The following is a 26336-nucleotide window of genomic DNA, read 5'->3' as shown; positions in this document are numbered from 1 at the left end:
CGTTCTCCTCAACTCACCGCGTGGGCAGGCTAGTTCACCGTAATGGCGCGCTCGGGGCAGCTGTTGACCGCCTCGCGGACCCGGGCCTCGTACGCGGTGGGGACCTCGGGGGTCAGCACCTCGGCGTAACCGTCGTCGGTGAGGTCGAAGACCTCGGGGCAGATCGACCAGCAGATGCCGTGGCCCCGGCAGCGGTCCGTGTCGATGACGGCTTTCATCGGGCGGGCTCCTCGGCGAGCGTGAACTCCAGGTTCAGATGGGTGAGTCCGCGCAGGATGTACGTCGGCAGGTAACGGTACTTCCGTGCCCCGGCGGGGCCGTGCACGCTCTCCGAGATCCTGATGTCCGTCGTACGGTCGAGGATGCGCTCGATGCCCACCCGGGCCTCGGCGCGGGCCAGCGGGGCGCCGGGACAGGTGTGCGGGCCGCGGCCGAAGGCGAGGTGGTGGCGGGCGTTGGCGCGGGCCGGGTCGAAGGTCTCGGGGTCCTCGAAGTGGCGCGGGTCCCGGTTGGCGGCGCCGTTGAGGACCATGAGGGTGGTGCCGGCGGGGATGTCGACGCCGCCCACCGTGGTCGGGACGCGGGACAGCCGGAAGTCGCCCTTGATCGGGCTCTCGGTGCGCAGCGTCTCCTCGATGAAGTTCGGGATGCGGTCGCGCTCGGTGCGCAACAGCCGCTGCAGTTCGGGGTCTTCGGCGATCAGCTTGAGGGCGTTGCTCAGCAGCCGGACGGTGGTCTCCTGGCCGGCCGCGAAGAGGTTGGTGGCGACGCGGGCCACGTCGGCGACGTCGGGGGTCGAGCCGTCGGAGAACTTCGCGAGGGCGAGGCCCGTGATCACGTCCTCGCGCGGCTCGCGGCGGCGCTCCTCGACATAGGCCGAGAACTGCGCGTAGAGGTACTGCAGCGGCGAGTACGCCATCTCGCCGTCCGTGCTTCCGACGCCTCCCCGCGGGTGGTGTTCGAGACCCTCCACGAACGTGTTGCGGTCCTCGTCGGGCACTCCGAGCAGGTCGGCGATGACCCTCAGGGTGAAGGGGCCGGCGAACCCCCTGATGAAGTCGCCCTCGCCGGCGGCGAGATACGCGTCCAGCTGGGCGTCGGCGAGGTGCCACATCGACGCCTCGTTCTCCTTCAGGCGGCGCGGGGTGATCATCCGCATCAGCAGTCCGCGGTGATCGGTGTGCATGGGCGGGTCGAGCGTCGGCAGCTGGTCGCTCATCGGGAGCTGGTCGCGGTACTGCTCGATCAGCGCACTGACGTCGACGTCCCCGTCGAGCGGGACCGGGAACCCGGGGAAAGGGCCGGTGACCGAGAGACAGGACGAGAAGTTCCCGGCGTCGTTGAGGACCTGGATCGCCTCGTCGTAGCCCGTCACCATCGTCACGTCGTGGTGGCTCTCGCGCAGCACCGGGCACTTTCCGCGCAGGGCCGCCAAATAGGGATAGGGGTCCGCGACGACCTCGTCGTCCTGGAAGAAGTCGATCGCCTCGAAGTCCTTCACGGTGTGCACGGTTCCCTTCCGTCACCAGTCTGACGACGAGCGACGATATCAATGTTCTCCACTGGCGAGAAGCTCGTTTTCACCTTCGTGGAGCGGGAGTTGGGGCTGTAGTCAGACGCCCTTGACCCATGCGGTCCAGGGCCGCGTCGGCCGCCGCGAGTGCGGTGCCCGCCGTGGCGTCCGCCGTCTCGACGAGATCGGCCAGCAGTCTCACGTCCTTGCGGAGCAGCGGTCCCGCGCGCTCCGCGAGGGGGTCGAGGGTGCCGCCCGCGGACTTCACGCGGTCGAGGGCGAAGCTCGATCCGCTGCCGTGGAGCACGGCTTCGGCGAGAGCGCCGCGGTCGATGCCGAACTCCGGTGCCAGCGCCAGCGTATCGACCGCGGTCTCCAAGTTGGCAGTGAACAATAGGTTGTTGAGAAGCTTGGCGATCTGTCCCGAGCCGAGCGGGCCCATGTGGAGCACCGGGTCGCCGAAGGTCTCGAACACCTTGCGGCAGTAGGCGACGGTGCCGGACTCGCCGCCCGTCATCACCAGCAGCCGGCCCTCGGCTGCGGCCCGACCGCCGCCGCTGACCGGTGCGTCGACCACGGACACGCCGTGCACCTGAGCGCGTTCGGCCAACCGCCGGCAGGTATCGGGGTGGACCGTACTGTGCACGGCGATGACTCCACCTCTGCGCAGGCCGGTCAGTACGCCCTGCTCACCCGTGACGACCTGTTCGACGTCGGCGTCGTCGACGACACACACGCACACCAGGTCGCTGGCCGCGGCCAGTTCGACGGGGGACGCGGCCCGCCGGGCGGCCGTGTCCGCGAACGGGGCCAGTGTGGCCGGGCGGCGCGCCCAGAGCGTGGTGTCGAAGCCCGCCTCGACGATCCGGCGTGCCATGGGGGCGCCCTGACTGCCCAGCCCGATGAATCCGACGCGCATCAGCGGGCCTCCTGGTCGACTTGCTCGGGGGTGCTCTCGGACGCTGCTTCCGCCTTGGGCTCCAGTCGCCAGAACGTGCCCAGCAGTCCCCCGGTCGCCACCACGGCCGCGCCGAGCGCGATCCCGCCGCCGGTCCAGCCGGCCAGGTCGAGGCCGGCCGCGTGGTCGACGGACCAGCGGCCGGGGCCGAGCACCGCGAGGGCCAGGGCGACGACGGCGAGCGTGAGGACGTACTCGTAGCCGTCCTTGAAGACGAAGAACCCGTTGGGCCGGTGGGCGAGCAGTCCCGCGACCAGCATCACGGAGATCACGGCGGCGCAGGCCAGGGGTGTGAGGAGACCGAGGATCAGCAGGATGCCCGCGCCTACCTCGGTGAGCACGCTCATCCAGGCCTGCAGCACACCCTGTCTGAGGCCGAGTCCGGTGAACCAGCGGGCGGTGCCCTCGATCCTGCCGCCGCCGCGCCAGTGATTCAGCCCGTGCATGATCATGATGAGTCCTACGACCACTCGTACGAGCAGCAGTACCGCGGTGTCGGCGTCGCTCATCCGGCCCTCCTCGGCAGACGGTCGATCCCGTCGTTCTCCCGGGCGAGAACGCACTCCTCGACGAACGAGAGGATCTTCAGGTGGTATCCGGTCGCGGTGCGCCCGATGCTCAGGTTGTGGCCGCTGTCGGCCTGTTCGTCGGTGACGACACGCGGCGAGGCGGTGAACAGGCTCGCTATGTCGGCCATGGCCGCGGGCCCGGAACTCCACACGCGTTCGTGGTCGCCGAGCGTGTAGTGGACGGGAATCCGTACGTGGGCGGCGACTTCGGCGAACTCCAGCGGCCAGCGGCGGGCCACGGTCGCTTCGTACGGCGGGCCCGGCGACTGGATGCGGGCGGCGCCGACGACCTCGGCCGGATACAGACGCGACGGCTCCCACAGCAGGTCGCGCAGTCCGGGGCCGGGTTGTCTCGGCTCGGCCGGGTCGCGCCGTCTGAAGTCCAGGATCTCGACGGCGGCGGGTGCGTGGTGGCGTCCGGTACCGGCGATCTCCAGACCGAGAAGGTCGCTCCGCCGTTCGTCGCCCGCCATGCGCACGCCCAGCGCGCAGCCGATCGAGTGCGCCCACAGGAAAAGGCCCGCTCCGCGCGGACGCGAGGCGAGCAGCCGGTCCACCACTCCGTAGGCGAGGTCGACGCGCCGCGCCGGGGAAGCCATGCTCTCGCCGTACGGAGCCGAACTCCCGTATCCGGGACGGTCGATGGCGACGGCGGTGAAGCCGAGTGCCGCCGCGGTACGCAGGAGGGACAGGCGGGGCTGGTCGGGGTAGTCGAAGTAGCGGGAGGTCACCGCTCCCCCGTGCAGCGCGACGAGGACCGCGCGCGGTTCGCGGGCCTCGCACAGCAGCGCGGACATGGGGATGCCGTCGACGTCGACGACGCGCGAAACGACCTCCGCGGTACGTGAGTTCATCCGTCCGCCCGGAAGAGGATCACACCGCTCGGGGTGAGTCCGCCGCTGCTCGCCACCGCCACCCGGGCCCCGGCCACCTGCCTCGGCCCGGCCGCGCCGCGCAGCTGGGTGATGGCCTCGTGGACCAGTCCCATGCCGTGGGTGCGGCCGTGGGAGAGCTGTCCACCGTGGGTGTTCAGGGGCAGTACGCCGTCCCGTGCGATGTTCTTGCCCCCGTCCAGGAAGTCCTTGGACTCACCGATGCCGCAGAACCCCAACCCCTCCAGCCAGGAGAGGCAGTTGAAGGTGAAGCCGTCGTACAGCTCGGCGACGTCGACGTCCTCGGGGCGCAGTGAGGTGCGGGACCACAAGTGGGCGGACTGGCCCAGGACTTGAGGCTCGTGGGTCAGCGTGCTCTGGTCCCATTCGAGCCGTTCCAGGATCTGGGTGCCGACCGCCTCGACCAGTACGGGTGGTTGGGCGAGGTCCCGGGCCGCGTCCACGGCCGACACGATCACGGCGACCGCTCCGTCGCAGGGGACATCACAGTCGTAGAGGCCGAACGGGGTGGTGATCGGGCGGGCGCCCAGATAGTCGTCCATGGTCAGCGGGTCGCGGTAGACCGCCGTGGGGTTGAGTGCCGCGTTGGCCCGCTGGTTGAGGGCGATCCAGCCGAGGGTCTCGCGGGTGGTGCCGTAGCGGTGGAAGTGGCGTTGGGCGTTCTGGGCGAGGGTGTGGGCGGCCGAGGTCGCGCCGAACGGCTTCATCCAGCCGTCCAGTTTCCGCGGCGGGTCCTGCGCGATCCGGCCGCGGCGGACGAGTTCGCCGTACGACGCCTCCCAGACCGTGCGGAAGCACAGGACGTGCCGGGCGAGTCCCCCCGCGATGGCGAGCATTGCGGAAATGAGGGAGCCACAGGGGCCGAAGGTCTCGCTGCCGCCGTTGTACCAGGTCGGTTCCAGGCCGAGGGCGGATTCCAGGGCGGTGACCCCGCCCTCGCCGAAGCCGCCGTACGCGGCGCCGGCGCCCGGGTAGGTGGCCAGACCGTCAATGTCGTCGACGGTCAATCCGGCGTCGGCGATGGCCTGTTGGCAGGCCTCGACGGTCAGGGACACCGGTGGGACGAGGAGGCGGCGGCCGATCCCCGACATGCCGATGCCGGTGATGGCGACCTTGTCCTCGAACTTGTCCGTCGACACCATCGGCCTTACGCGGCGGGCGAGTTGGCGGGTGTCCACCTCGGCGAGCGGCAGCGGGTCCGGGGCCGGGCGTTCGGGTGCCGGGCGGAACAGGGGCAGCCAGGCTTCCTCGACCTCCTCGAAGACGACCTCCATCCGCATGCCCAACTCCAGCTCGTCCGGGGTGCATTGGACGGCGTTGGTGGTGAGCCGGACGCGCGGGTCCTCCTCCAGGGCGACCTGGGCCACGACATAGGGCGCGGGCAGGCCGGGCAGGGCGAAGCGGTGGTTGACGGTGAAGCCGATCAGCGTCGCACGGCCGGATACGGCCCGGACGCCCATGTCGTGGCCGTGGCAGTACCGGCAGACCGGCTGCGGCGGGTGGATGAGGGCCTGGCAGGACCCGCACTCCGCCAGCCGCAGCCGGCCGTCCGCGCCGGAGGTCCAGAAGAACTCGTTCTCCTCCGTGACCACCGGACCGGGGCGCTGACTGTCCGTCATGTGTCGATCCGCGCCGTGGACTTGCGGACGGTGACGGGTTCGGCGAGCCGCTGTTCGTCGCAGACCTTCTGGAGTTCGGCGAGGGTCTCGTCGAGTCCGGCGCCGAGCCGCTCGCCCGGGGTGAAGGTGGCCGGGAGGTGGCGCATGCCCTGGATGACGCCGATGGTCTCGTAGTGCACGGCGCCCTCGGGGTCGCACTCGTAGTCGGGCATCCGGTCGAGTACGGCGGTCACCATCCGCTTGAACACGGTGCGGGCCACGTTGGAGCCGATGCAGCGGTGGATGCCGAGGCCGAAGCTGCTGTGCCGGTTGCCCTTGCGTTCCATGTCGATGCTGTCCGGGTCGGGGAAGACCGAAGGGTCGCGGTTGGCCATCGCCCAGGAGAGCCAGAGGCGTTCGCCCTCCTTGAACTGCGTTCCGGCGATCTCGCAGTCCGCGGTGATGGTGCGGCCGTCTCCGGGTGCCGGGGTGTAGAAGCGCAGGAACTCCTCGGTCGCGGAGTCCAGCAGGGTCTTGCGCTCGCGGCTCAACCGGGCGCGTTCCTCCGGGTGTTGGGAGAGCCATTCGAGGGAGTGGGCGGTGAGCGCGGTGGTGGTGTCGAAGCCGCCGCCGATCAACAGGGCGCACACGCCGAGGAGTTCGCCGTCGTCGGGGTTGCGGCCGTTGATGTCGGCGCGGACCAGCGCGTCGACCAGGCCCGGGCGGGGGTTCTTGCGGATCTCCGCGAGCTGGGACATGAGGTCCATGCCCATCCTGCGGCTGAGGTCCAACACCCGTTGCATGTCGGGCGAGTTGGGTGGGGTGTAGACGGAGGCGTGGGCCGGTTCGTTGTAGATGGTCCAGCGCTCCAGCGGGATACCCATCATCGCCAGGGTGAGCACGGCGGGGACGATGTTGGCGAGGTCGTCGACGAAGTCGATGTACCCGGACTCGATCTTCTCGTCGATGCTGGCGCGCACGACCTCGTCGACGAACGGGATCCAGCGCTGGATCGCGGCCGGAGACAGATAGGGGTTGAGGGTCTGCCGGTAGTAGCGCTGGTCCGGCGGGTCCATCTCCAGGAAGCCGCCCCGGCCCTTCCGCTCGGGGGGCGGTGCGGGGATGGAGATCCCGTTGTATCCGCGCCGCTCCCCCTTCACGTCGTGGTCGTTGGAGAGGAACTCGGCGGACCGCGCGAGTTCGAAGACCTCACGGTTGCCGCTGGCGACCCAGTGGCCGCCGTGGGTCTCCGTCCAGGCGATCGGGCACCGGCCGTGCAGTTCGTGGGTGATGTCCTCGAACCGGTCGCGGTAGTCGGGGGTGTGCCGGTCGAAGTGCACCAGGTGGTGCTTGCGGCCACCGTCGTCGTCGACGGCCGCTTCTTCCGTGTTCATGCGGAGTCCTCTCCCGCTCGGTGGCTGAGGTGGGGTCAGGAGATGAGGGAGATCGCCCGTTCCGGACAGGACAGGACCGCCTCGCGGACGGCCTCCTCCTGGTCGGCGGGGACTTCTTCCTCTACGACCGAGGAGTGCCCGTCGATCTCGCTGAGTTCGAAGGTGTCCGGAGCGCGCATCGCGCAGAGCGTGTGGCCCTGGCAGCGCTCCGGGTCGACTCGTACCTTCACGGTCCTTCCTTCCTGCCGTGCTGAACGGGGCGCGTGGCGTGATTACTTGAGGTCGGAGAGCGACTTGCCGACGTCCGCCAGGGTCGGCGGCTTGCCGTAGTTCCCCTTGAACTTGTAGGCGGGCGCGTCGCAGCGGTAGACGCCCTCGGTGGGCTTGAAGTCGGCCGGCACCCAGCCGCTGGTGGTGGCCTTCTCGACGTTGAAGCACTTCAGGGGCTCGTCGGGCGAGGACAGGTTGACCGAGGCGTGGAGCCCGCCCCCGGTCCAGTCGGTCTGCTTCTTGGCGTTCTCAAGGACACAACTGCGGGTCAGCTCGGCGCAGTCGCGGGCCGAGGTGGCGAACAGCAGCCAGCTTGAGAAGGCCTGCATGGCGGGCAGGGTGAGCTGCGCGTCGGGCGCGTACTTCTTGAACAGGGCGACCATCTCCTTCGTCGCCGGGTTGTCGTCGGCCTTCTCCAACGGGTATCCGTTGATGGAGGCGAAGTTGGTCTGTGTACCGAGCGCGGGACCGGCCAGTTTCACGAAGGCGGGGCCGTAGGCGTTGCTGTTGGCGTCGATCCAGTCGAGCTTGTAGTCGATGTTGGTGAGCGCCTGCTCCAGCTTCGCCAACTGGGTGAAGTCACCCAGGAAGACGAGTCCCTTGACCTTCTTCGTCTTGATGGACTGGGCGTACGGCGTCCAGTCGGAGACACCCTGTGCGGGGTAGAGGTCGGAGTAGGTGACCTTGCCGCCCATCGCGGTGAGGACTTCCTTGTCCTGGGCCGCGATGACCTTGGTGACGGGCACGTCTCCGGTGATGATGCCGACGCCGCTCGCGGACGACGGGTACGCCTCCTTCAACAGCCAGGAGAAGTAACCGGCGTAGGGCGAATAGCCCGTCGAGGCGCCCATGGCCATGACCTGGAGGTCCGCGCCGATCTCGGAGGTGACCTGTGCCGGGAACTCGGGGAGCAGGCACTTCAGGCGGGTCTTGACGCCCAGGCCGTCGAGGGCCGCGCCGCCGCCCACCTCGAAGAAGTCGGTGCGGCAGGCCCCGATCATCTGCTGGTTGACCTGCATGAGCGCGGAGTCGTGCGTCACGGGTGTGATCTTGCGGCCGTTGATGCCGCCAGCCGCGTTGCACCAGGAGGCGAAGACCTTCGCCGCGTTCTCGAACTCCGGGTTCTTGGTGAACCCGACGTCGGAGAAGACGCCGACCTTGATCTCGGAGCTGGTGACGCCCTGGCTGGTCACGGACTTGGCCGTGCCCTTGCCGCAGACGGACTTCAGCGAGCCGAAGTCGGTGGACGCGGTGTCGGCGGCTCCGGTGGTGGAAGGACTGCTGCTGGTGTCCGCGGTCTTGGTGCGGCCGGAGCATCCGGCCGCGGCCGCGAGGGCCAGGACGAGCGCGGGGATGAGCAAGCGTCTCATCGGTTCTCCTCGTTGAGAATGAGTCCCGCTGTCGGGTGGTCAGGTGACGGCGCCCGCCGCCTTGAGCGCGATGATGCGGTCCCAGTCGAGGCCCAGTTCGAGGAGGATCTCCTCGGTCTGGGCGGCGAACTCGGGTGCGGGCCCGAGTTCGGGGGCTTGCACGTCGAACTGCACGGGGCTGCTGACCAGTTCGAGTTCTCCTGCCCGCAGCAGGTACTCGTTGGCTCTGATCTGCGGGTCGTCGCCCACTTGCAGGGAGTCCTGCACCGGGGCCCAGGGCCCGGCCAGGGTGGCGAAGCGCCGGCTCCACTCCGCGAGGGTGCGAGTGGCGAGGACTTCGCGCAGGATCTTGACGGCCTCCGCCGTGTTGGCCACGAGGTGCTCGGCCGTGTCGAAGCGTGGGTCGTCGGCGAGTTCGGGGCGGTCGATGTGCCGGCAGACATCGGCCCAGAACTTGCCTGGCTGCATCATCACGAACGCCAGGTGGTGGCCGTCGGACGTCTCGTACAGACCGGACAGCGGGTTGGCTATGGAGCCGTGGGTGCCGACGGGCGGCGGGATCCACGGCTTGCCCAGGTGCAGGGAGAGCGCGGTGGCGTGGCCCATCGCCCACAGTCCGCTGCCGAGCAGGGAGACGTCCACGACGGACGGTTCGCCGGTGCGCTCGCGTTTGAGGAGCGCCGCCGCGATGCCGCCGGCGAGGTTGGTGCCGGAGATCGTGTCGCCGTAGGCCGGTGACGGCGGGTTGATGATGCCGTCCGTGCCCTCGGGGGTGATGCTCGCGGCGGTGCCGGCGCGTGCCCAGAACGCCGTCATGTCGTAGCCACCCTTCCCCGCCTCCGGTCCACGCGGCCCGAAGGCGCTGCCCCGGGCGTAGACGATGCGGGGGTTGACGGTACGGATGTCGTCGACGTCGATGCCGAACTTGTCCCGGTGGCCGGGAAGGAAGCTGGTCAGGAACACGTCGGCGTGCCGGGCCAGTTCGTACAGCACCTCCTTGCCCTCGGGCCGGGAGATGTCGAGACCGAGGCTGCGCTTGCCGCGGTTGGCATGCTCGACGTTGGGGTTGGGGTCGCCCTCGACGCGCATCGTGCCGGTCTGGCGGAGACCGCGTTGCGGATCGCCGGTGACGGCGTGCTCGACCTTGATGACGTCCGCTCCCCAGTCGGCGAGGACGGCTCCCGCGGAGGGCACGAAGCCGTACATCGCGACTTCGAGGACGCGGATTCCGTCGAGCGGCATCATGACCGCACCACGACCGCGAAGGACTTGTACTCCAGGAACTCCTCCAGGCCCGGCACTCCGCTCTCCCTGCCGATGCCCGACTGCTTGTAGCCGCCGAACGGCACGTCCGCCGCGAAGTAGTTGCCGCCGTTGATGCTGAAGGTGCCGGTACGGATCCGGCGAGCCAGCGCGATGGCCCGCTCGTCGTCGCCGCTCTGGATCCCGCCGGAGAGACCGAAGATGGAGTTGTTGGCGATGCGCACGGCGTCGTCATCGTCGTCGTACGGGATCACCACGAGGACCGGCCCGAAGACCTCGTCCTGGGCGATCTCGCTGTCCGGATCGACGTTGCTGAGGAGGGTCGGCCTGTAGAAGAAGCCGGGATCGACCTTCTCACCACCGGTGACGAGGTTCGCGCCTGCGGCCACGGCCCGCTGCACCATCCCGTCGACCTTCTCGCGCTGGCGCTCGCTGATGAGCGGGCCCGCGAAGGTCTTCGGGTCGGCGGGGTCGCCGAGCGGGATACGGGCGAGGCCCGCCGCCACCTTCTCGACGAGCTCGTCGTGGTGCTCCCGGGGCACGAGCAGCCGGGAGGTGAGCGCGCAACCCTGCCCGGAGTGCGAGCAGATGGTGCCGGCCGCGAACATCGCGGCGGTGGCGAAGTCGGCGTCGTCGAGCACGATCATGGCGGACTTGCCGCCGAGTTCCAGGAAGACCTTCTTCACCGTACGGCTCGCCGCCTCCATGATGCGGCGGCCGGTCGCGGTGGAGCCGGTGAAGGTGATCATGTCGACGTCGGGGTGCGTGGTGAGCGTCTCGCCGACGTCTGCGCTGGAGGACGTGAGGACGTTGACCACACCGGGCGGGAAGTCCGTGTGCTCGGCGATGAGTTGACCGAGGAACAGGGTGGTCAGCGGGGTGTCCGGGGCGCCCTTGAGGACGACCGTGCAGCCGGCCGCGAGTGCGGGAGCGAGCTTGGCGAGGGCCAGTTGGTTCGGGTAGTTGTACGCGATGATCGCGGTGACGACCCCGGCGGCCTCCTTCTCCACCCAACGGCGGTGGCGCTGGCCGCGGATCTCGACCTCGCCCAGCTCCTCCGTCAACGGGTACTTGCGCAGCAGGTCCGCGTAGAACCGCACCAGCTTGACGGGGTCGTCGAGTTGGGGGCCGTAGGTGAGCATGCGGGGCGCGCCGACCTCGGCGATCGTCAGCTCGCGCAGCTCCTCGACGTGGTCGAGGAGCGCCTGGTGCAGCTGGTCGAGACAGCGGATGCGCAGCTGTACGTCGATGGACCAGGCGGTGGTGTCGAAGGCGGTCCGCGCGGCTGCTACGGCGGCTTCGGCCTGGGCCGTGGTGGCCTCGGGGGCGTGGCCGTAGACCTCGCCGGTGGCGGGGTTGAGGGAGGGGAACGTCCGCTCCCCGTCGACCAGTTGGCCGTTGATGAGCAGGCGGGTCACAGCCGCACCACCTGTCCGCCGTCCACGCTGATGGTCTGGCCCGTCAGCCAGCTGGCGTCGTCGGAGAGCAGGAACAGCACGGTGGGGGTGAGGTCGCCGGGGGTGCCCATCCGTTTGATGGCCAGGGCCTGGGTCATCCGCTCCTGGAACTCGACCGGTACGACGGTGGCCGTGGCCTCCGTGTCGGTGGGGCCGGGGGCGATGGCGTTGACGCGGATGCCCCGGCCGCCGAGTTCGGCGGCGAGGGACGCGGTGAGGTGGTTGATGCCGATCTTGGCCAGTCCGTAGTAGCCGCTGGCCATGTAGGCGGCGGCGGAGGACTGGTTGACGATCGCGGCGCCCTCGCTCAGGTGCGGGACGACGGCCCTGGTGACGTACAGGGCCCCCATCAGGTTCACCTGGATGAAGCGGTTGAGGTAGTCGAGGTCGACCGTGGTCAGGCCCTCGCGCCGCATGCTGTGGTAGATCGCCGCGTTGTTGATCAGGTAGTCGATGCGGCCGAACTCGGCGACGGTGGCGGCGGCCAGCGCGTCGGCCGAGGCGGGGTCTCCGACGTCGACCTTGACGAAGAGCGCGGAGTCGATGTCCTTGGCGACCCGCTGCCCCTGCTCCTCGTTGATGTCCGCGACCACGACCCGTGCGCCCTCGGCGGCCAGCGCCCGGGCGTAGTCCTCGCCGATTCCCTGTCCCGCTCCGGTGACGATCGCCACCTTGTCCTGGAACCGCATCCTGTTCTCCTCGCATGGATGGGCGGCTTGCTCCAATGAGGCGGAAACTACATTCTCCTTATACGCGAATCAACCATCCGGAAGCGAGAATGTCATCCTGACGTTTCGCTGACAGGTACACGGGGTGCGGCGAACAGCCCCCGCCTGCGCGGGACTTCCGAAGCACCGGACACGAGAATACGCTTCTCAGATCCGGAAGGGAGATTTTCATGATCGAGACGAAGGGGGTTCCGGCATGAGGACAGCCCTCGTCACAGGCGGCGGCTCCGGCATCGGACTGGCCATCGCACAGCGCCTGGAGGCCGACGGTCTCCAGGTCGCCACCCTCGACCTCAATCCGTCCGACAGGGGCTTCTCCCGGAAGGCCGACGTCTCCGACCGGGCTCAGGTGGACGAGGCACTGACCGAGATCCGGGAGCAGCTCGGCCCGGTCACGGTCCTGGTCAACGCGGCGGGGATGGAGGGCTACAAGCGCTTCGCCAACCTGACCTTCCAGGCCTGGCAGCGGGTGATCGACGTCAATCTCAACGGCGTCTTCCACTGCGTCCAGGCCGTCCTGCCCGACATGGTCGAGGCCGGCTGGGGGCGGATCGTCAACATCTCCTCGTCCAGCGCGCACTCCGGCCAGCCGTTCATGACGCACTACGTGGCCGCCAAGTCGGCCGTCAACGGGCTGACCAAGGCACTGGCCCTGGAGCTGGGCCCGCAGGGCATCACCGTGAACGCGGTGCCGCCCGGCTTCATCGACACACCGATGCTGCGCCGCTCCGAGGAGCGCCAACTGCTCGGCGGGACGGTCGAGGAGCACATCCAGCGCACTCCGGTACGGCGCGTCGGGCGCCCCGAGGACATCGCCGCGGCCTGCGCCTTCCTCGCCTCCGAGGAGGCCGGCTACATCACCGGCCAGATCCTGGGCGTGAACGGCGGGCGGAACACGTGACCGAGAACGGCGAGACCGCCGCCGGTGTCCGCATCCCCCCGGTGCCGTACGACGAGTGGGACCACGACCTGTTCTCGGTCATCAACCCCAACAAGAAGCTGCCGGAGGCCAACGTCCTGGGGATCTTCCAGCGGCATCCGGCCCTGGCGCGGGCGTTCCTGACGTTCAACATGCACCTCAACACCACGACCCTGCCGGTGCGCGTACGCGAGCTGGCCATCATGCGCGTGGCCTGGCGGCGGGCCAGCAGATACGAGTGGGCGAGCCATGTCCTGATCGGCCGGAAGTACGGGGTGACCGAGGCGGAGATCGAGGAAGTCCGCACCGGCGCAGACACCTTGCTCAACCGGGCGGTGGACGAACTGGACGCCGACTCGGGCCTCTCCGACGCGACCTATGCGGCGCTCGCCGTCGACCTGGACGAACACCAGCTCATGGACCTGGTCTTCACCATCGGCGCGTACACGATGCTCACGATGGCCCTCAACACCTTCGGCGTGGAACTCGACCCCGTGATCTCGGAAGAGAACTTCAGTTTCCCAAAAAGAGAATGGTATTCTCACAAACGAGAGGGGTGATCCCATGCCACACTTCGCCAAGCCGGCGGCCGGAAGCTGGACCGAGAACTACCCCGAGCTGGGCACGAGCCCGGTGAACTACGAGGACTCCATCGACCCCGCGTACTACGAGGCGGAGAAGGAGGCGATCTTCAAGAAGACCTGGCTTAACGTCGGCCGGGTCGAGCAAGTGCCCAAGGTCGGCAGCTACTTCACCAAGGAGCTGGCCGTCGCCGACACCTCACTGGTGATCGTGCGGGGCAAGGACAAGGAGATCCGCGCCTTCCACAACGTGTGCCGCCATCGCGGCAACAAGCTCGTGTGGAACGACTACCCGGGCGAGGAGGTCAAGGGCACCTGCCGCCAGTTCACCTGCAAGTACCACGCCTGGCGCTACAGCCTCGACGGCGATCTGACCTTCGTCCAGCAGGAGAAGGAGTTCTTCGACCTGGACAAGGCGGACTACGGCCTCAAGCTGGTCCGCTGCGAGGTCTGGGAGGGGTTCATCTTCGTCAACCTCGACCCGAACGCCCAGCCGCTCAAGGAGTATCTGGGCGAGTTCGCCAAGGGACTCGAGGGCTACCCCTTCCACGAGATGACCGAGGTCTTCACGTACAAGGCGGAGATCGGCAGCAACTGGAAGCTGTTCATCGACGCGTTCGCGGAGTTCTACCACGCGCCCGTCCTGCACATGAAGCAGGCCGTCAAGGACGAGGCCGACAAGCTCTTCAACGTCGGGTACGAGGCGCTGCACTACGAGATCCACCCCCCGCACTCGATGATCTCCTCCTGGGGAGGCATGTCCCCGCCCAAGGACCTGACCATCGTCAAGCCCATCGAACGCGTCCTGCGCAGCGGCCTGTTCGGGCCGTGGGAAGCTCCCGACATCGAGGGCCTCGACCCGCTTCCCCCCGGCCTCAACCCGGGCGGGCACCGCGCGTGGGGCAACGACTCCTTCGAGTTCTTCCCGAACATGACCCTGCTGATCTGGAAGCCCGGCTGGTACCTGACGTACCACTACTGGCCGACCGCGGTGGACAAGCACCTCTTCGAGGCCAACCTGTACTTCGTGCCCGCCAAGACGGCGCGCGAGCGGCTGAAGCAGGAGCTGGCGGCGGTGACGTTCAAGGAGTACGCGCTCCAGGACGGCAACACGCTGGAGGCCACCCAGACGATGCTCAAGAGCCGGGTCGTCACCGAATTCCCGCTCTGTGACCAGGAGTTGCTGCTCCGCCATCTGCACAAGACGGTCGCCGACCACGTCAAGGAGCACACCGATGCTGCCCAGTGAGTTCGCGGTGCTCGAACCGTTCAGCGAGTGGGTCCTGGAGTCGGAGCGCGAGCGGTACACCAAGCGCCTGGCCAGCTCCATGGAGGAGATGCAGGCCTTCTACGACGCCGCGTTCCCGCTCCTGGAACAGGCCTCCGACCACCTCGACAAGTTCCCGCTCTCCGAACTCCCGGAGCAGGAGCGCAACCTGCTGCTCCTGATGTTCTCTTTGGTGAACGTGTCGTTCCCGGTCGAGGTCTGGAAGCAGGCCCGGGTGCCGGACAGCGGGGCCGCCTACATGGACCTCGTCGTCGAGCCGAAGGTCTGACCGGTCGTGCTCACGCTCAGAGCGGCGCGTGTACTGCACGTGGAGACGGGCGAGTTGGAGTCGCCGGGCCTGGTCAGGATCGACGGCGACCGCATCACAGGCGACACCCGCGACGATGAGGTCCTCGACCTCGGTGACGTGACCCTCCTGCCCGGTCTCATGGACATGGAGGTCAACCTTCTGATGGGCGGCCGGGGAGAGACGCTCGCGCTCTCCCCCGTCCAGGACGATCCTCCGCTGCGGATGCTCCGCGCGGTGGGCAACGCCCGGCGGACCCTGCGCGCGGGCTTCACCACGGTCAGGAACCTCGGCCTGTTCGTGAAGACGGGCGGCTATCTGCTGGACGTCGCGCTGGCCAAGGCCATCGACGCCGGCTGGATCGACGGCCCGCGCATCGTGCCGGCCGGGCACGCCATCACACCGACCGGCGGCCATCTGGACCCCACGATGTTCGCCGCGTACGCCCCCGGAATCATGCCTCTCTCCCTCGAAGAGGGCATCGCCAACGGTGTCGACGAGGTGCGCAAGGCCGTCCGCTACCAGATCAAGCACGGGGCACGGCTCATCAAGGTCTGCGCGTCCGGGGGCGTGATGTCGCACACCGGCACCCCCGGTGCGCAGCACTACTCCGACGAGGAGCTGCGCGCCATCGTCGACGAGGCCCACCGGCGCGGACTGAAGGTGGCGGCTCACACTCATGGGGCCGACGCCGTCCGCTCGGCGGTGGAGGCGGGCATCGACTGCATCGAGCACGGCTTCCTGCTCGACGACGACACCATCGCGCTGATGGCGGAGAGGGGCACTTTCCTGGTGCCGACCACCGCTCTCATCGATGGGATGGACCTGTCCCATTCGGCTCCTGAGCTGGTGGAGAAGGCCGCCGAGATCTTCCCCCGGGCGAAGACGGTGGTGTCCAGGGCCGGGAAGGCGGGTGTCCGTATGGCGCTGGGCACGGACGCGCCGGCGATTCCGCACGGCCGTGGCGCGCAGGAGCTGATCGCCCTGGTCGAGCGCGGGATGACTCCCCTGGAGGCGCTCCAGGCGGCGACCGTCAACGCGGCGGAGCTGATCGACTCCGACGACCGGGGCCGTATCGCCGAGGGACTGCTCGCCGACCTGATCGCAGTACCCGGCAACCCGCTGGAGGACGTCTCCGTGATGGCGGACGTCCGGTTCGTGATGAAGGGCGGGAAGGTGTTCCGCGACGAACGCCGCTGACACCAACGCCCGGGCCGGTCGGGCGAGTTGATCAGTTCGGCGGCCCGTCGAGCAGCCGTAGCATCCGGAGGATCATCTCCACCGTGCGCTCGACGGGGCGGTTGCGGGCCGTGACCGTGGACAGGAGGGTGCGGGTCAGTACGGCGCCGAGGAGCATGTCGAAGACGTCGTCCGGGTCCACGGCGGGGTCGACGCTCCCGGTCGGCGCGGCGCGGCGCGCAGGATGTCCTGTAACTGCGGTCGCGCCGACACCCGCAGCAGCATCTCCGGCGGCCGGGGGCGGTTCTACGTCTGGGAGTGCGCGAAGAGTCCGGCTGCGGCGGCGCGTGCCGCAGGGGCGCCGAAGGCCGCCAAGTAGGCACGGATGAACCGGCGCAGGTCACGGCGGAGGTCCCTCGTCGGCCGGACGCTCACCGGGCTGAGTCCGGGGAACGTGGCCTCCTCGATCAGCTCGATCCGGGACGGCCAGCGACGGTAGATGGCGGAGGCGTGCACGCCCGGGTGCTCGGCCAGCGCTTGGATCGTTGTCGCGTCGAAGCCGCGCTGGACGAGCAGGTCGCGCGTCGCCGCGAGCGCTCGCTCGTTGATGCTGGTCCGAAGGAGACGGGCATCGGAGAACTTCGAAGATCGGAGGAGAGTCTGATGCGTGCTGCTGTGCTGCGTGGCGGGACGGTCGAGACGCGGAGCGTCGACGATCCGGCCCCCGGACCGGGCCAACTCCTCGTCCGCTCGCTGGCGTGCGGGATCTGCGCGTCGGATCTGCACTTCATGGACCATCCCGAGGCGGGCGCGGACGACGACAGCGGGATGTCGACGTACGACCAGGACGTCGACATCGTGATGGGGCACGAGTACTGCGCCGAGGTCATGGACTACGGCCCCGGCACCGAGCGGCGGATCCCGGTCGGGACGCGGGTCAGTTCGCTGCCCGTACTGAACACCCCCGGCGGCCGCAGGATCATCGGCCAGAATCCTGAATCGCCCGGTGGGTTAGGCGAGTTGTTCCTGTTGACCGAGGTCATCACCCGGGTCGTGGTCTCGGAGCTGCCGAGCGGGATCGTGTGTGTCGCCGACGCGATCTCGGTGGGGTGGTCGACCTCGTCGCGCGCCCAACTGGCCGACCGGGACGTACCGTTGGTCATCGGCTGCGGTGCCATCGCCCTGTCGGCGATCGGTCGGCTCAAGAGCCTCGGCGTCGGGCCGATCGTGGCGGCCGACCTGGTCGCGTCGCGTCGTGCGACCGCGCTGGCCATGGGTGCCGATGTGGTCGTCGACCCGGGCGAGGTCTCGCCGTACGAGACATGGCGCAACGCGGCCGGTCCGCAGGCGAGTTGTGTCGTGTTCGAGTGCGTCGGCGTGCCGGGCGTTCTCGACTCGATCATCAAGGGGTGTGAGCGCGGCACCCGGATCTTCTCCGTCGGCCGGCCGCCCGAGGGCGACCATCTGCACACCCTGACCGCCAAGCGGAAGGGGCTCAACATCCAGTTCGGGGGCGGCCCGTCGATGGACCACTGGGACGAGGCGTTCCGGGCCGTCTGCTCCGGCCGCCTCGACGTCGGGCCGATGCTCGGCCACACCGTCGGGCTCGACAGGGTTCCGGCGGCGCTCGACGCGGCGCGGGACGCCGACGGTCCGGCCCGCATCATCGTCGTACCAGGGAGTTGAACCCACTCATGAGCGAGAGCGACGAACTTGCCCAACTGCGTTCCACCGTCGGGGCGTTGGCGGCGAAGGTGCGCGCCCTGGAGGACCAGGTCGAGATCACTCAACTCGTCGCCCAGTACGGGCCGGCGGTCGACAGCGGTTCCGGAGAGGCCGCCGCGGCGCTCCGGACCGAGGACGGTGTCTTCGACGCGATCCCCCATCTGCGGATGGAGGGCCGGGAGGGCATCGTCGGCATGGTGCACGGCCCGGGCCATCAGAGCGTGATCCACAACGGCTGCGGCCATGTGCTGACCGCGCCGCACGTCGTCGTGGACGGCGACCACGCGACCGGCCGCAGTCATGCGCTGCATCTGCGGTGGGACGCCGACGCGGGCCGGTTCTGGGTGTTCCAGGTCTCCGCCAATACCTGGCGCTGGGTGCGCACTTCGGAGGGGTGGCGGATCGCCGAGCGGATCAACGCCAACCTCGACGGCACCGACGGGCCGCGTGCGATGCTGGCGCCGACGGCCAACTCCAAGTCCTTGGAGCAGAGTTGAGGATCGGGTTCATCGGGTGGGGCCGGATGGGGCGGCCGATCGTCGACCGGCTGACGGCCGCCGGGCATGACGTCACAGTCCTTGCACGCAGCCCGGAGGCCCGTGCGGCCGCCCAGGAGAGCGGGCTTGCGCCGACCGACACGGTTAGGGCGACAGTCCGCGACGCCGACGCGGTGTTCGTCGTCGTACTGAAGGACGAGCAGGTACGTGCGGTGTGCCTCGGCGCGGACGGCGCCCTCTCGGCCATGAAGCCGGGATCGACGCTCGTCCAGCACACCACCTCCGATCCCGCCACCGCGCAACTGCTTGCCGAGGCGGGCACGGAGCGCGGTGTCGGAGTCCTCGACGCCGCGCTCTCGGGAGGCCCGCACGACATCGCGGCGGGCCGTCTCACCCTGTGGGTCGGCGGGGACGAGGCTCAACTGGACTCGACGCGCCCGCTGTTGGAGGCGTACGCCTCGCCGGTCATGTTCGTGGGACCGGCCGGCAACGGTCAGCGGGTCAAGCTCGTCAACAACGCCCTGTTCGTGGCGCAGGTCGGTCTCGCGGTCGACGCGGTACGGATCGCGGGTTCGCTGGGCATCGACGAGAAGGCGATCCTCGCCGCGCTCCAGCACGGCAGCGGTGCCAGTCGCGCGCTCGGTGTCGTCGCCAATGGGGGCTCCGTCGGCTCGGTCGCGGAGCGGCTGGCAGACCTGATGAGCAAGGACGTCCGCGTGGTGCGCGAGGTGGCGCACAGCGCGGGAGCGGACCTGGGGATCATCGGGACGGTGCTGTCGTCGGACGCGGTCGAGAAGAAGGTACTCCGGTCGTCCTGGATGAACTCGTCGTCCTAGACAACCCTATCGAGGAGTAACGAAGTGACTGAATCGCTCACCGCCAAGTACGGGCCGTGGGGTGTCGTCGCCGGTGGGTCGGACGGGGCGGGTGCCGCGTTCGCCCACCGGATGGCCGCCCAGGGGATGAACGTCGTACTGGTGGCCCGGCGGCTGCCCGTACTGGAGGAGTCCGCCGACGAGATGCGCGCCCGGTACGGCGTCGAGGTCCGTACCGTCGCGCTCGACCTCAGCTCCCCCACCGCCCTGGCGGAGTTGGAGCAGGCGACCGCCGGTCTGGAGGTCGGACTGTTCGTGTACAACGCGGGCAGCGACGACCGCAGCGTCCCGTTCCTCGACAAGGACCTCGACGTCCACCTGGGGCTGGTGCGGCGCAACTGCGCGGCCGTACTCGAAGCGGCCTACCGCTTCGGCGGCCCGATGGTGGCGCGCAAGCGGGGCGCCGTGGTCCTGGTGACCTCGGGCGCCGCGTGGGCCGGTGGCGCCACTCTCGCCGCCTACGGCGCGTCGAAGGCGTTCGACCTGATCCTCGCGGAGAGCCTGTGGGCTGAGTGGCGGGACAGCGGGGTGGACGTCCTGGGGCTGGTACTCGGCAGGACAGACACCCCTTCCCTGCGGCGGACCCAGGAGGTCCAAGGGGGTTCGTACGGCGGTGACTTGGCCGACCCGGACGACGTGGCCGCCGAGGCGCTCGGCCATCTCTCCGACGGCCCGACCTGGATCTGCGGCAGCCCGACCCCGACCGGCGGTTCGCCGTTCGGGGCGCTGAGCCGCCGTGACGCGGTCCTCGCGATGAGCCGGGGCGCGACCGCGCACCGCGAGTGATGCACGGTCGCGCCACCGCCTACTGACCCTTGAGGCGTTCCTTCATGCCGTCGAGCTTCGTGAGAATGGGATATCCGGAGACGCTCAACGCGTTTCCGTGTCCCGTCTCGTGGATGTCGAACACGGACTGGATGGCCGCGTAGAAGCCCTGGACGTCGAGGCTCTGGTTGACGGCGCGTTTGGCCTGGCGGAGGCCGAAGGACGGCATGCGGGCGATCTGGCGGGCCAACTCCATTGCCTCGGTGTCCAGTTGGTCGAGGGGGACGACCTTGTTCACCATGCCGACCTTCTCCGCCTCCTCGGCGGTGACGGCCCGTCCGGTGAAGAGGATCTCCTTCGCCTTGCGCGGGCCCAACTCCCAGGTGTGGCCGTGGTATTCGACTCCCCCGATGCCCATGTGCACGACGGGGTCGGAGAATTCGGCGTTCTCGGCTGCCACGATCAGATCGCAGGGCCAGCACAGCATCAGTCCGCCCGCGATGCACTTGCCCTGGACCGCGGCGATCGACGGCTTGGGGACGTTGCGCCAGCGCAGCGTGTATTCCAGGTAGCGGCGGGACTCGGCGGCGTAGATCCACTCCAGGGTGATCTCGTTCGGGGCCGGCCAGCGGTCCTTGAGGTCGTGGCCGGAGGAGAAGTGCTTGCCGTTGCCCCGCAGGAGGATCACCTTGACCTCCTCGTCGGCGGCGGCCCGGCGCCAGGCGGCGTCCAGCGCGTCGAGGAGAACCGAGTTCTGGGCGTTGGCGACCTCGGGCCGGTTCAGCGTGATGACCGCGACCTTGCTGTCGACCTCGTAGAGGACCTCGTCCTTGTCCACTGCGTCTGCCGCTGTGTCTGTCATGGGTCCCGTCTTCCGTCGGCTCTATCGGGGCAGGCCGAGGATGCGCTCGGCGATGATGTTGCGCTGGATCTCGGAGGTGCCGCCGGCGATCGTCCCGCCGAAGCTGCGCGCGTACCGCTCGAACCAACTGGCGGTGAACGCCTCGATGTTCATATGGGTGTACGGCCCGGTCTGCACCGGATGCAGCAGCGCCTCGGTCCCGTGGTGTTCGAGGGCGTGCAGTTCGGCGCTCTGCGCGGCCTCGGAGCCGAGCAGTTTCAGCACCGAGATCTCCACCGGGTTCCGGTCGGCCCCGAGCAGCCGGTAGCCGAGCAACCGCAGCGCCTGGACGTCCATTTGGAGCGTGGCGTACCACTCCTCGTCGCAGGGCGAGTCCTGGATCAGGCCGTCCATCCGCTCGGCGTAGTGCACCCACAGCAGGGTCCGTTCGTGCCCGAGCGAGCCGTTGGCCACGCGCCAGCCCTCGTTGAGGGGGCCGACGAGGTTCTCCTTGGGGACGCGGACGTCGGTGAAGAACACCTCGTTGAAGTCGAGGTCGTCGGGGGCGGCGATCGATCCGAACGGCCGCCGGACCAGGCCTTCGGAGTCGGTCGGGATGAGCAGGACGCTGATGCCCTTGTGCTTGGGGGCGCCGGGGTCGGTGCGGACGAAGGTGAGAAGCACGTCGGCGTGGTGCGCGCCGGAGGTCCACACCTTCTGTCCGTTGACGACGAAGTGGTCTCCGTCGAGGACCGCGCGGGTCCGTAGCCCCGCCAGGTCCGAACCCGCCCCGGGCTCGCTCATGCCGAGCGAGGCCGTGATCTCGGCGCGCAGCAGCGGTACGGCCCAGTCGCGTTTCTGCTGCTCCGTGCCGAAGGTGAGCAAGGAGGCCGCGATGATGTTGAGGCCCTGCGGGTTGAAGCTGTGGTAGATGCGCCGCCGGGACAACTCCTCCAGGTGGGCGACGACTTGGGCCAGGGTGGCGTTGCGCCCGCCGTACTCCGGTGGCTGGGCGGGCAGCAGCCAGCCCTCGTCGAAGAGGGTGCGCTGCCAGCGCCGGGCCCAATCCGGTATGTCCGCGCTGGACTTGGAGCGGACGGTGGCCTCTTCGGGGGTGGGCAGGTGGGTGTCGAGGAAGGCGCTGAAATCGGCGCGGAACTTCTCGACCTCGGGGTCGGGGGCCAGCCTCATACCAGCAGCGCCTTCCTGTGCTCGGACGCCGTGCCGAGGAGCAGGTCCCCGGCCTTGGCCCGCTTGAGATGGATCTGTAGTTCGTTCTCCCACGTGTAGCCCATGGCCCCGAAGAGCTGGAACCCGTTGCGGAAACACACCCGTTGGCAGTCTCCGGCGGCTGCTTTCGCCATCGCGGCGGCCCGGCCGCGGCGCGGGTCGTCCTCGGCGATGGTGAGTGCGGAGAAGTAGGCGAGCACCTTGGCGCGTTCGATGGCGACGTACATGTCGGCAGCCTTGTGCTTGACGGCCTGGAACGAGCCGATGGGCACGCCGAATTGGTGCCGCTCTTTCACATGGGCGACGACCAGGTCGAGGATGCGCCGGCAACTGCCGACGGTGCTGACCGCCAGGCCCATCAGGGCCAGGTCCCGTACGCCGGCGACCAGGTCCGGGGCGTCCACCCGGGCCACGTGCAGGGTCGGGTCGAACACGGAGACCCGCTCGGCCGCCAGGTCCTTTCCGTTCCGTACGACCACGCCCTGGGAGGTGAGAAGGGCGATCTCGTCGGCGCGGTCGGCGTCGAGGACGAACCGGCCCTCGCCGTCGAAGACACCGGTGCCCGAGCCGCGCGGCAGCCGTCCGGCCAGCGGCGCGAACCAGGTGGCGGTGGCGAGGAAGGGTGTCGGGTCGGCGGCGTAGCCCAACTCCTCCAGCACGATGGCGAGTTCCACCGGCGGAGCTTCGAGCCAGCCCAACTCCAGGTAGGTGTCCCAGAGTTGGCCCTCGGGAAGCGACCGTGACCTGCTGACCGTTTCGCGGACCACTCGCTGGAGCAGTCGCTGCTCGTCGTCGAACTCAAACTCCATGCGCGACCTCCAGAAGGACCTTGCCGATGGCGCGCCGCCCCAGGCTGAGGGCGGCGGCGACTTCGGCGAGCGGATACACGGCGTGGACGCGGGGACTGATCTTCCCGGCGGCGAACAGTCCGTGAAGTTCGGTGCGGGCGGCGACCAGGTCGTCCCTCCGGTGCCGCGCCCAGCCGCCGAGGTCGAAGCCGTGGACGCTGACGCCCTTGAGCATCGGGAGGTTGAGCGGGATGCTCGGGATCTCCCCGCTCGCGAACCCCACGCTCACGAACCGTCCGCCCCAGCGCATCGCCCGCAACGCCTCCTCCGCGTACGGCCCGCCGACGGGGTCGATCACGACATCGGCGCCGCCCGCGTCCCGCAGGCTCCGCTTCAGATCGTCGTACGGCAAGGTGACGTGCGCGCCCTGCTCGGCGCACACCGCTCGCTTCTCCTCCGTGGAGGCGATGGCAACGACCTCGGCGCCGAGCAGCGCGGCGAGTTCGACGGTCGCGAGGCCGACCCCGCCGGCCGCTCCGAGGACGGCCACCCGCTCCCCCGGCTGCACGTCGGCGACCAGGCGGAGCGCGTCGAAGGCGGTGGCGTGGCTGACCCCGAAGGCCGCCGCGCGCTCGGTGGGGATGCCCTCGGGGATCCGGCTCAGGCCGACGGGGCGGGCGGTGACGCGTTCGGCGAAGGCGCCGACGAACATCGAGCCGAAGACCCGCTCGCCCTTCTCGAATCCGTGCGCGGAGGCGACGACCACACCGGCGAACTCACTGCCCGGGGTGAAGGGCGGTTCCGCCTTCACCTGGTAGGCGCCGTCGATCACGAGGACGTCGGCGAAGTTGACGGCGGCGTAGTGCACGTCGACCGGGATACCGCCGTCCGACCCGGCCAACTCCCCATCCGAGACCACTGGTTCAGGAATGTCCTCAACGACCACCGGGCCGCCGACGGCGTTGCAGCGGGCGGCTCTCATAGCCGGGTCGTGGCGGCGAGCTCGGCCGCCTGGGCGGCCATCTGCAGGACGACGTCGCCGTAGTGTGCCATCTTGGGGTTGCCGCCCTCATCCTTCACATGCCGGGCGTAGCCGCCCTCCAGGACGACGGCCATCTTGAAGCGGGCGAGGATGACGTAGTAGTCGATCTCGCCGACGTCCCGGCCACTGACCTTGGCGTAGTGCTCCAGCAGGTCGGCGCGGTCGGGCATGCCGGTGTAGTCGACGTATCCCTTCTGGGTGCGGTCCTCGTCGGCGTCCGGCCAGCCCATGATCACCCAGCCGAGGTCGAGCAACGGGTCGCCCACGGTGGCCATTTCGAAGTCGACCAGAGCCGCGAGTTCGGCGGGTGCGCCGTGCCGGAACATGACGTTGGCGAACTGGTAGTCGCCGTGGATGATGCCCGGCGTCCAGTGGGCGGGACGGTGCTCCCGCAGCCAGGCGGCGGCCTTCTCCAGGCCGGGTATCTCGCGGAACCTGAACTTGGCGAGGTGGGCCAGCCAGCGGTCGACCTGCCGGTCGTGGAAGCCGTCCGGGCGGCCGAAGCCCTCAAGTCCCTGGGCCCGCCAGTCCACGTTGCCCAACTTGGCGATGCCCTCGACGAGTTGGTACGCGAGGCCGGGGCGCAGGGACAGGTCGCTGAGGAACGGCTCGGGCCAGCCGCCGGAGTTCATCGGCGACCAGCCGTCGACGTGCGTCATGAGGTAGAAGCAGGAGCCGAGCACGCTCGTGTCGTCGCACACGGCGATCGCCTCGGGGTGCGGGACGTCCGTGCCGTTGAGCGCCTTGAGAACGCGGTATTCGCGGAGCATGGTCTCGTTGCGCCCCGGCGGAGCCTTCTCCGGCGGTTTGCGCAGCACCATGCTCTCTTCGCCGCGCCGGATGCCGTAGATGTCGTTGGAGGTGCCTCCGGAGATGTACGACGTCTCGACGGTTTCGCCGGGGGCGATGCCCTGGTCGTCCAGCCAGCGGGCGAGGGATTCCGTGTCGGCGAGCGTCACAGCAGGTCCTCCAACTGCTTCCGGGCCCATTCGCGGCGGGTGGGCAGGTGCTGGGTGGGCCACAGTCCGGGGGCGGCTTCGTAGCCGCGCAGGACGTCACGGGCGACGGTGATCTTGTGGACCTCGGTGGGGCCGTCGACGACCGCCATGACGGCGGCGCCGTTCCACATGTCCGCGAAGGGCATTTCGTTCGACACACCGAGGGCGCCGTGCAGATGCATCGAGCGGTACACGATGTCGTGCAGCACCTTCGGGGTGAGGAACTTGATGGCGGCGATGTCCTTCCGGACCCGCTTGTAGTCCTGGTAGCGGTCGATCTGCCAGGCGGTGTAGAGCACGAACAGCCGGAACTGGGCGAGTTGGGCGTAGGAGTCGGCGAGGTCGGCGCGGACGAGTTGCTTGTCCGCCAGCAGACTGCCCTGGGTCTCGCGGGACAGGGCCCGCTCGGCCATCATGTCGAGCGCCTTCTGGCTCTGGCCGACGACCCGCATCGCGTGGTGGACGCGGCCGCCGCCGAGCCGGGTCTGGGCGATCGCGAAGGCCTGGCCCTCGCCGCCGAGCAGCGCGTCGGCGGGGACGCGGACGCCGTCGTAGGCGATGAGCGCGTGCATGCCCTCGTCGGTGGCCTCGCCCATGATGCCGAGGTGGCGCTCGATGCGGACGCCGGGGGTGTCGCTGGGCACCAGGAACATCGACATGCCCTTGTAGGGGCTGACGTCGGGGTTCGTCACGGCCATCACGATGACGAACTTCGAGGTGCGGGCGTTGGAGGAGAAGAACTTGCGGCCGGTGATGACCCAGTCGTCGCCGTCCCGTTCGGCGCGGGTGGTGAACATCGTGGGGTCGGCGCCGGCCTGGGGTTCGGTCATGGAGAAGCAGGAGAAGCACTCGCCCTCCAGCAGCGGCTGGAGGTAGCGCTCCTTCTGTTCGTCGGTGCCGTAGCGGGCGATGATCTCGGCGTTGCCGGTGTCGGGGGCGGCTGTGCCGAAGATGACGGGGGCCCAACTCGACTGGCCCAGGATCTCGTTGATGAGCGCCAGCTTGACCTGGCCGAAGCCGCGCCCGCCGAGCTCGGGGCCGAGGTGCGGTGCCCACAGGCCCTCGTCACGGACCTGTTGCTTCAACGTCCTTACGACGGGAGCGAGTTCGTCGTCCAGCGGATGGTAGGCCCGGTCCGGATACAGCAGGTCCAGGGGTTCCACGCGCTCGGCGCGGAACCGCCTGATCCACTCCAGCTTCTCCTCGAACTCCGGCTCGGTGGAAAAGTCCCATGCCATGTCAGACGAACCTCCTGCCAACCCGGACGAATGCCGGTGAGAATATCATTCTCATCTCACGCAAGTAAGAG

The 26336-nt window shown here is 69.1% G+C and carries 29 protein-coding genes and 1 pseudogene; 9 read left to right on the top strand and 21 right to left on the bottom strand.

Features of this window, described 5'->3' with window-relative positions; translation table 11 throughout:
- Positions 1-29: 29 nt before the first annotated feature.
- From ACFXC1_RS07615 to ACFXC1_RS07560, 12 genes are all read right to left on the bottom strand, one after another.
- The gene (locus tag ACFXC1_RS07615) at positions 30-218 is read right to left on the bottom strand and encodes a ferredoxin (RefSeq protein ID WP_381240161.1); all 189 of its coding nucleotides are present in this window, start codon (positions 216-218) and stop codon (positions 30-32) included.
- Positions 215-1510: a cytochrome P450 gene (locus ACFXC1_RS07610; protein WP_381240158.1), complete on the bottom strand. Its 1296-nt coding sequence runs from the start codon at positions 1508-1510 to the stop codon at positions 215-217. Before ACFXC1_RS07610 ends, ACFXC1_RS07615 begins: the two co-directional genes overlap by 4 nt.
- A 70-nt stretch (positions 1511-1580) precedes the next feature.
- The gene (locus tag ACFXC1_RS07605) at positions 1581-2432 is read right to left on the bottom strand and encodes an NAD(P)-dependent oxidoreductase (RefSeq protein WP_381240156.1); all 852 of its coding nucleotides are present in this window, start codon (positions 2430-2432) and stop codon (positions 1581-1583) included.
- Positions 2432-2980: a DoxX family protein gene (locus ACFXC1_RS07600; protein ID WP_381240153.1), complete on the bottom strand. Its 549-nt coding sequence runs from the start codon at positions 2978-2980 to the stop codon at positions 2432-2434. The genes ACFXC1_RS07605 and ACFXC1_RS07600 overlap by 1 nt, the downstream gene beginning before the upstream one ends.
- Complete coding sequence (locus ACFXC1_RS07595; RefSeq protein WP_381240150.1) at positions 2977-3894, bottom strand: alpha/beta hydrolase; 918 nt, start codon at positions 3892-3894, stop codon at positions 2977-2979. Before ACFXC1_RS07595 ends, ACFXC1_RS07600 begins: the two co-directional genes overlap by 4 nt.
- Complete coding sequence (locus tag ACFXC1_RS07590; RefSeq protein ID WP_381240148.1) at positions 3891-5552, bottom strand: thiolase C-terminal domain-containing protein; 1662 nt, start codon at positions 5550-5552, stop codon at positions 3891-3893. Before ACFXC1_RS07590 ends, ACFXC1_RS07595 begins: the two co-directional genes overlap by 4 nt.
- Positions 5549-6925 carry a cytochrome P450 gene (locus ACFXC1_RS07585; RefSeq protein WP_381240145.1) on the bottom strand — a complete coding sequence of 459 codons (1377 nt, stop codon included), beginning with the start codon at positions 6923-6925 and terminating at the stop codon, positions 5549-5551. The genes ACFXC1_RS07590 and ACFXC1_RS07585 overlap by 4 nt, the downstream gene beginning before the upstream one ends.
- Positions 6926-6960: 35 nt before the next feature.
- Positions 6961-7155, bottom strand: a complete 195-nt coding sequence (locus ACFXC1_RS07580) for a ferredoxin (RefSeq protein WP_200711201.1) — start codon at positions 7153-7155, stop codon at positions 6961-6963.
- Between the two features lie 42 nt (positions 7156-7197).
- The gene (locus ACFXC1_RS07575; protein ID WP_381240142.1) at positions 7198-8565 is read right to left on the bottom strand and encodes an ABC transporter substrate-binding protein; all 1368 of its coding nucleotides are present in this window, start codon (positions 8563-8565) and stop codon (positions 7198-7200) included.
- Positions 8566-8604: 39 nt separating this feature from the next.
- Positions 8605-9810, bottom strand: a complete 1206-nt coding sequence (locus ACFXC1_RS07570) for a CaiB/BaiF CoA transferase family protein (protein WP_381240140.1) — start codon at positions 9808-9810, stop codon at positions 8605-8607.
- The gene (locus tag ACFXC1_RS07565) at positions 9807-11246 is read right to left on the bottom strand and encodes an aldehyde dehydrogenase family protein (RefSeq protein WP_381240138.1); all 1440 of its coding nucleotides are present in this window, start codon (positions 11244-11246) and stop codon (positions 9807-9809) included. Before ACFXC1_RS07565 ends, ACFXC1_RS07570 begins: the two co-directional genes overlap by 4 nt.
- Positions 11243-11974, bottom strand: a complete 732-nt coding sequence (locus ACFXC1_RS07560; RefSeq protein ID WP_381240135.1) for an SDR family oxidoreductase — start codon at positions 11972-11974, stop codon at positions 11243-11245. The genes ACFXC1_RS07565 and ACFXC1_RS07560 overlap by 4 nt, the downstream gene beginning before the upstream one ends.
- 235 nt (positions 11975-12209) lie before the next feature.
- Between ACFXC1_RS07560 and ACFXC1_RS07555 the strand changes: the two genes are divergently transcribed.
- From ACFXC1_RS07555 to ACFXC1_RS07535, 5 genes are read left to right on the top strand one after another with little or no spacing between them, the layout of a single operon-like run.
- Positions 12210-12914 (top strand): SDR family NAD(P)-dependent oxidoreductase, encoded by a 705-nt coding sequence (locus ACFXC1_RS07555; RefSeq protein ID WP_381240132.1) that lies wholly within the window; start codon positions 12210-12212, stop codon positions 12912-12914.
- Complete coding sequence (locus ACFXC1_RS07550) at positions 12911-13492, top strand: carboxymuconolactone decarboxylase family protein (protein ID WP_381240130.1); 582 nt, start codon at positions 12911-12913, stop codon at positions 13490-13492. Before ACFXC1_RS07555 ends, ACFXC1_RS07550 begins: the two co-directional genes overlap by 4 nt.
- A 4-nt stretch (positions 13493-13496) precedes the next feature.
- Positions 13497-14762, top strand: a complete 1266-nt coding sequence (locus ACFXC1_RS07545; protein ID WP_381240129.1) for an aromatic ring-hydroxylating oxygenase subunit alpha — start codon at positions 13497-13499, stop codon at positions 14760-14762.
- Positions 14749-15069, top strand: a complete 321-nt coding sequence (locus ACFXC1_RS07540) for a hypothetical protein (RefSeq protein ID WP_381240126.1) — start codon at positions 14749-14751, stop codon at positions 15067-15069. Before ACFXC1_RS07545 ends, ACFXC1_RS07540 begins: the two co-directional genes overlap by 14 nt.
- A gap of 6 nt (positions 15070-15075) precedes the next feature.
- Positions 15076-16287, top strand: a complete 1212-nt coding sequence (locus ACFXC1_RS07535) for a metal-dependent hydrolase family protein (RefSeq protein ID WP_381240123.1) — start codon at positions 15076-15078, stop codon at positions 16285-16287.
- Positions 16288-16318: 31 nt separating this feature from the next.
- Here ACFXC1_RS07535 and ACFXC1_RS07530 read toward each other — a convergent pair whose 3' ends face one another.
- The 3 genes and pseudogenes from ACFXC1_RS07530 to ACFXC1_RS07520 form a co-directional block, all read right to left on the bottom strand.
- The gene (locus tag ACFXC1_RS07530; RefSeq protein WP_381240121.1) at positions 16319-16468 is read right to left on the bottom strand and encodes a hypothetical protein; all 150 of its coding nucleotides are present in this window, start codon (positions 16466-16468) and stop codon (positions 16319-16321) included.
- Between the two features lie 104 nt (positions 16469-16572).
- The gene (locus tag ACFXC1_RS07525; protein ID WP_381241155.1) at positions 16573-16782 is read right to left on the bottom strand and encodes a hypothetical protein; all 210 of its coding nucleotides are present in this window, start codon (positions 16780-16782) and stop codon (positions 16573-16575) included.
- Positions 16783-17004: pseudogene (locus tag ACFXC1_RS07520) on the bottom strand (TetR family transcriptional regulator); the annotation flags it as partial. It abuts the gene before it with no gap.
- On the opposite strand from ACFXC1_RS07520, the gene ACFXC1_RS07515 reads away from it, so the two are divergent.
- Genes ACFXC1_RS07515 through ACFXC1_RS07500 form a run of 4 tightly spaced genes read left to right on the top strand, consistent with a single transcriptional unit; the run spans position 16930 to position 20149 of the window.
- Positions 16930-17952: a zinc-binding dehydrogenase gene (locus ACFXC1_RS07515; RefSeq protein WP_381240119.1), complete on the top strand. Its 1023-nt coding sequence runs from the start codon at positions 16930-16932 to the stop codon at positions 17950-17952. The pseudogene ACFXC1_RS07520 and the gene ACFXC1_RS07515 sit on opposite strands and share 75 nt — an antisense overlap.
- An 8-nt stretch (positions 17953-17960) precedes the next feature.
- The gene (locus ACFXC1_RS07510) at positions 17961-18488 is read left to right on the top strand and encodes a nuclear transport factor 2 family protein (RefSeq protein ID WP_381240117.1); all 528 of its coding nucleotides are present in this window, start codon (positions 17961-17963) and stop codon (positions 18486-18488) included.
- Positions 18485-19324, top strand: coding sequence for an NAD(P)-dependent oxidoreductase (locus ACFXC1_RS07505; RefSeq protein ID WP_381240114.1), 840 nt, complete (start codon positions 18485-18487; stop codon positions 19322-19324). Before ACFXC1_RS07510 ends, ACFXC1_RS07505 begins: the two co-directional genes overlap by 4 nt.
- A 24-nt stretch (positions 19325-19348) precedes the next feature.
- The gene (locus ACFXC1_RS07500; RefSeq protein WP_381240112.1) at positions 19349-20149 is read left to right on the top strand and encodes an SDR family NAD(P)-dependent oxidoreductase; all 801 of its coding nucleotides are present in this window, start codon (positions 19349-19351) and stop codon (positions 20147-20149) included.
- Between the two features lie 19 nt (positions 20150-20168).
- Here the strand turns inward: ACFXC1_RS07500 and ACFXC1_RS07495 are convergent, their stop codons facing one another.
- Genes ACFXC1_RS07495 through ACFXC1_RS07470 form a run of 6 tightly spaced genes read right to left on the bottom strand, consistent with a single transcriptional unit; the run spans position 20169 to position 26265 of the window.
- Positions 20169-20990, bottom strand: a complete 822-nt coding sequence (locus ACFXC1_RS07495) for an enoyl-CoA hydratase (RefSeq protein WP_381240109.1) — start codon at positions 20988-20990, stop codon at positions 20169-20171.
- 21 nt (positions 20991-21011) lie between these two features.
- Positions 21012-22160, bottom strand: a complete 1149-nt coding sequence (locus ACFXC1_RS07490; protein ID WP_381240107.1) for an acyl-CoA dehydrogenase family protein — start codon at positions 22158-22160, stop codon at positions 21012-21014.
- Positions 22157-23008 carry an acyl-CoA dehydrogenase family protein gene (locus ACFXC1_RS07485; RefSeq protein WP_381240104.1) on the bottom strand — a complete coding sequence of 284 codons (852 nt, stop codon included), beginning with the start codon at positions 23006-23008 and terminating at the stop codon, positions 22157-22159. Before ACFXC1_RS07485 ends, ACFXC1_RS07490 begins: the two co-directional genes overlap by 4 nt.
- Entirely contained in the window at positions 22998-23969 is a 972-nt protein-coding gene (locus ACFXC1_RS07480) for an NADPH:quinone oxidoreductase family protein (protein WP_381240101.1), read from the bottom strand. The genes ACFXC1_RS07485 and ACFXC1_RS07480 overlap by 11 nt, the downstream gene beginning before the upstream one ends.
- Positions 23966-24988 (bottom strand): phosphotransferase family protein, encoded by a 1023-nt coding sequence (locus ACFXC1_RS07475; protein WP_381240098.1) that lies wholly within the window; start codon positions 24986-24988, stop codon positions 23966-23968. The genes ACFXC1_RS07480 and ACFXC1_RS07475 overlap by 4 nt, the downstream gene beginning before the upstream one ends.
- Positions 24985-26265 (bottom strand): acyl-CoA dehydrogenase family protein, encoded by a 1281-nt coding sequence (locus ACFXC1_RS07470; RefSeq protein ID WP_381240095.1) that lies wholly within the window; start codon positions 26263-26265, stop codon positions 24985-24987. The genes ACFXC1_RS07475 and ACFXC1_RS07470 overlap by 4 nt, the downstream gene beginning before the upstream one ends.
- Positions 26266-26336 lie beyond the last annotated feature (71 nt).

This window comes from Streptomyces hokutonensis, from assembly GCF_042751305.1.
In the GTDB taxonomy this organism is placed as follows: Bacteria; Actinomycetota; Actinomycetes; order Streptomycetales; family Streptomycetaceae; genus Streptomyces; species Streptomyces hokutonensis_A.
Note: the sequence above shows the minus strand (reverse complement) of the source record. Positions and strands in the feature narration are given on the sequence as shown.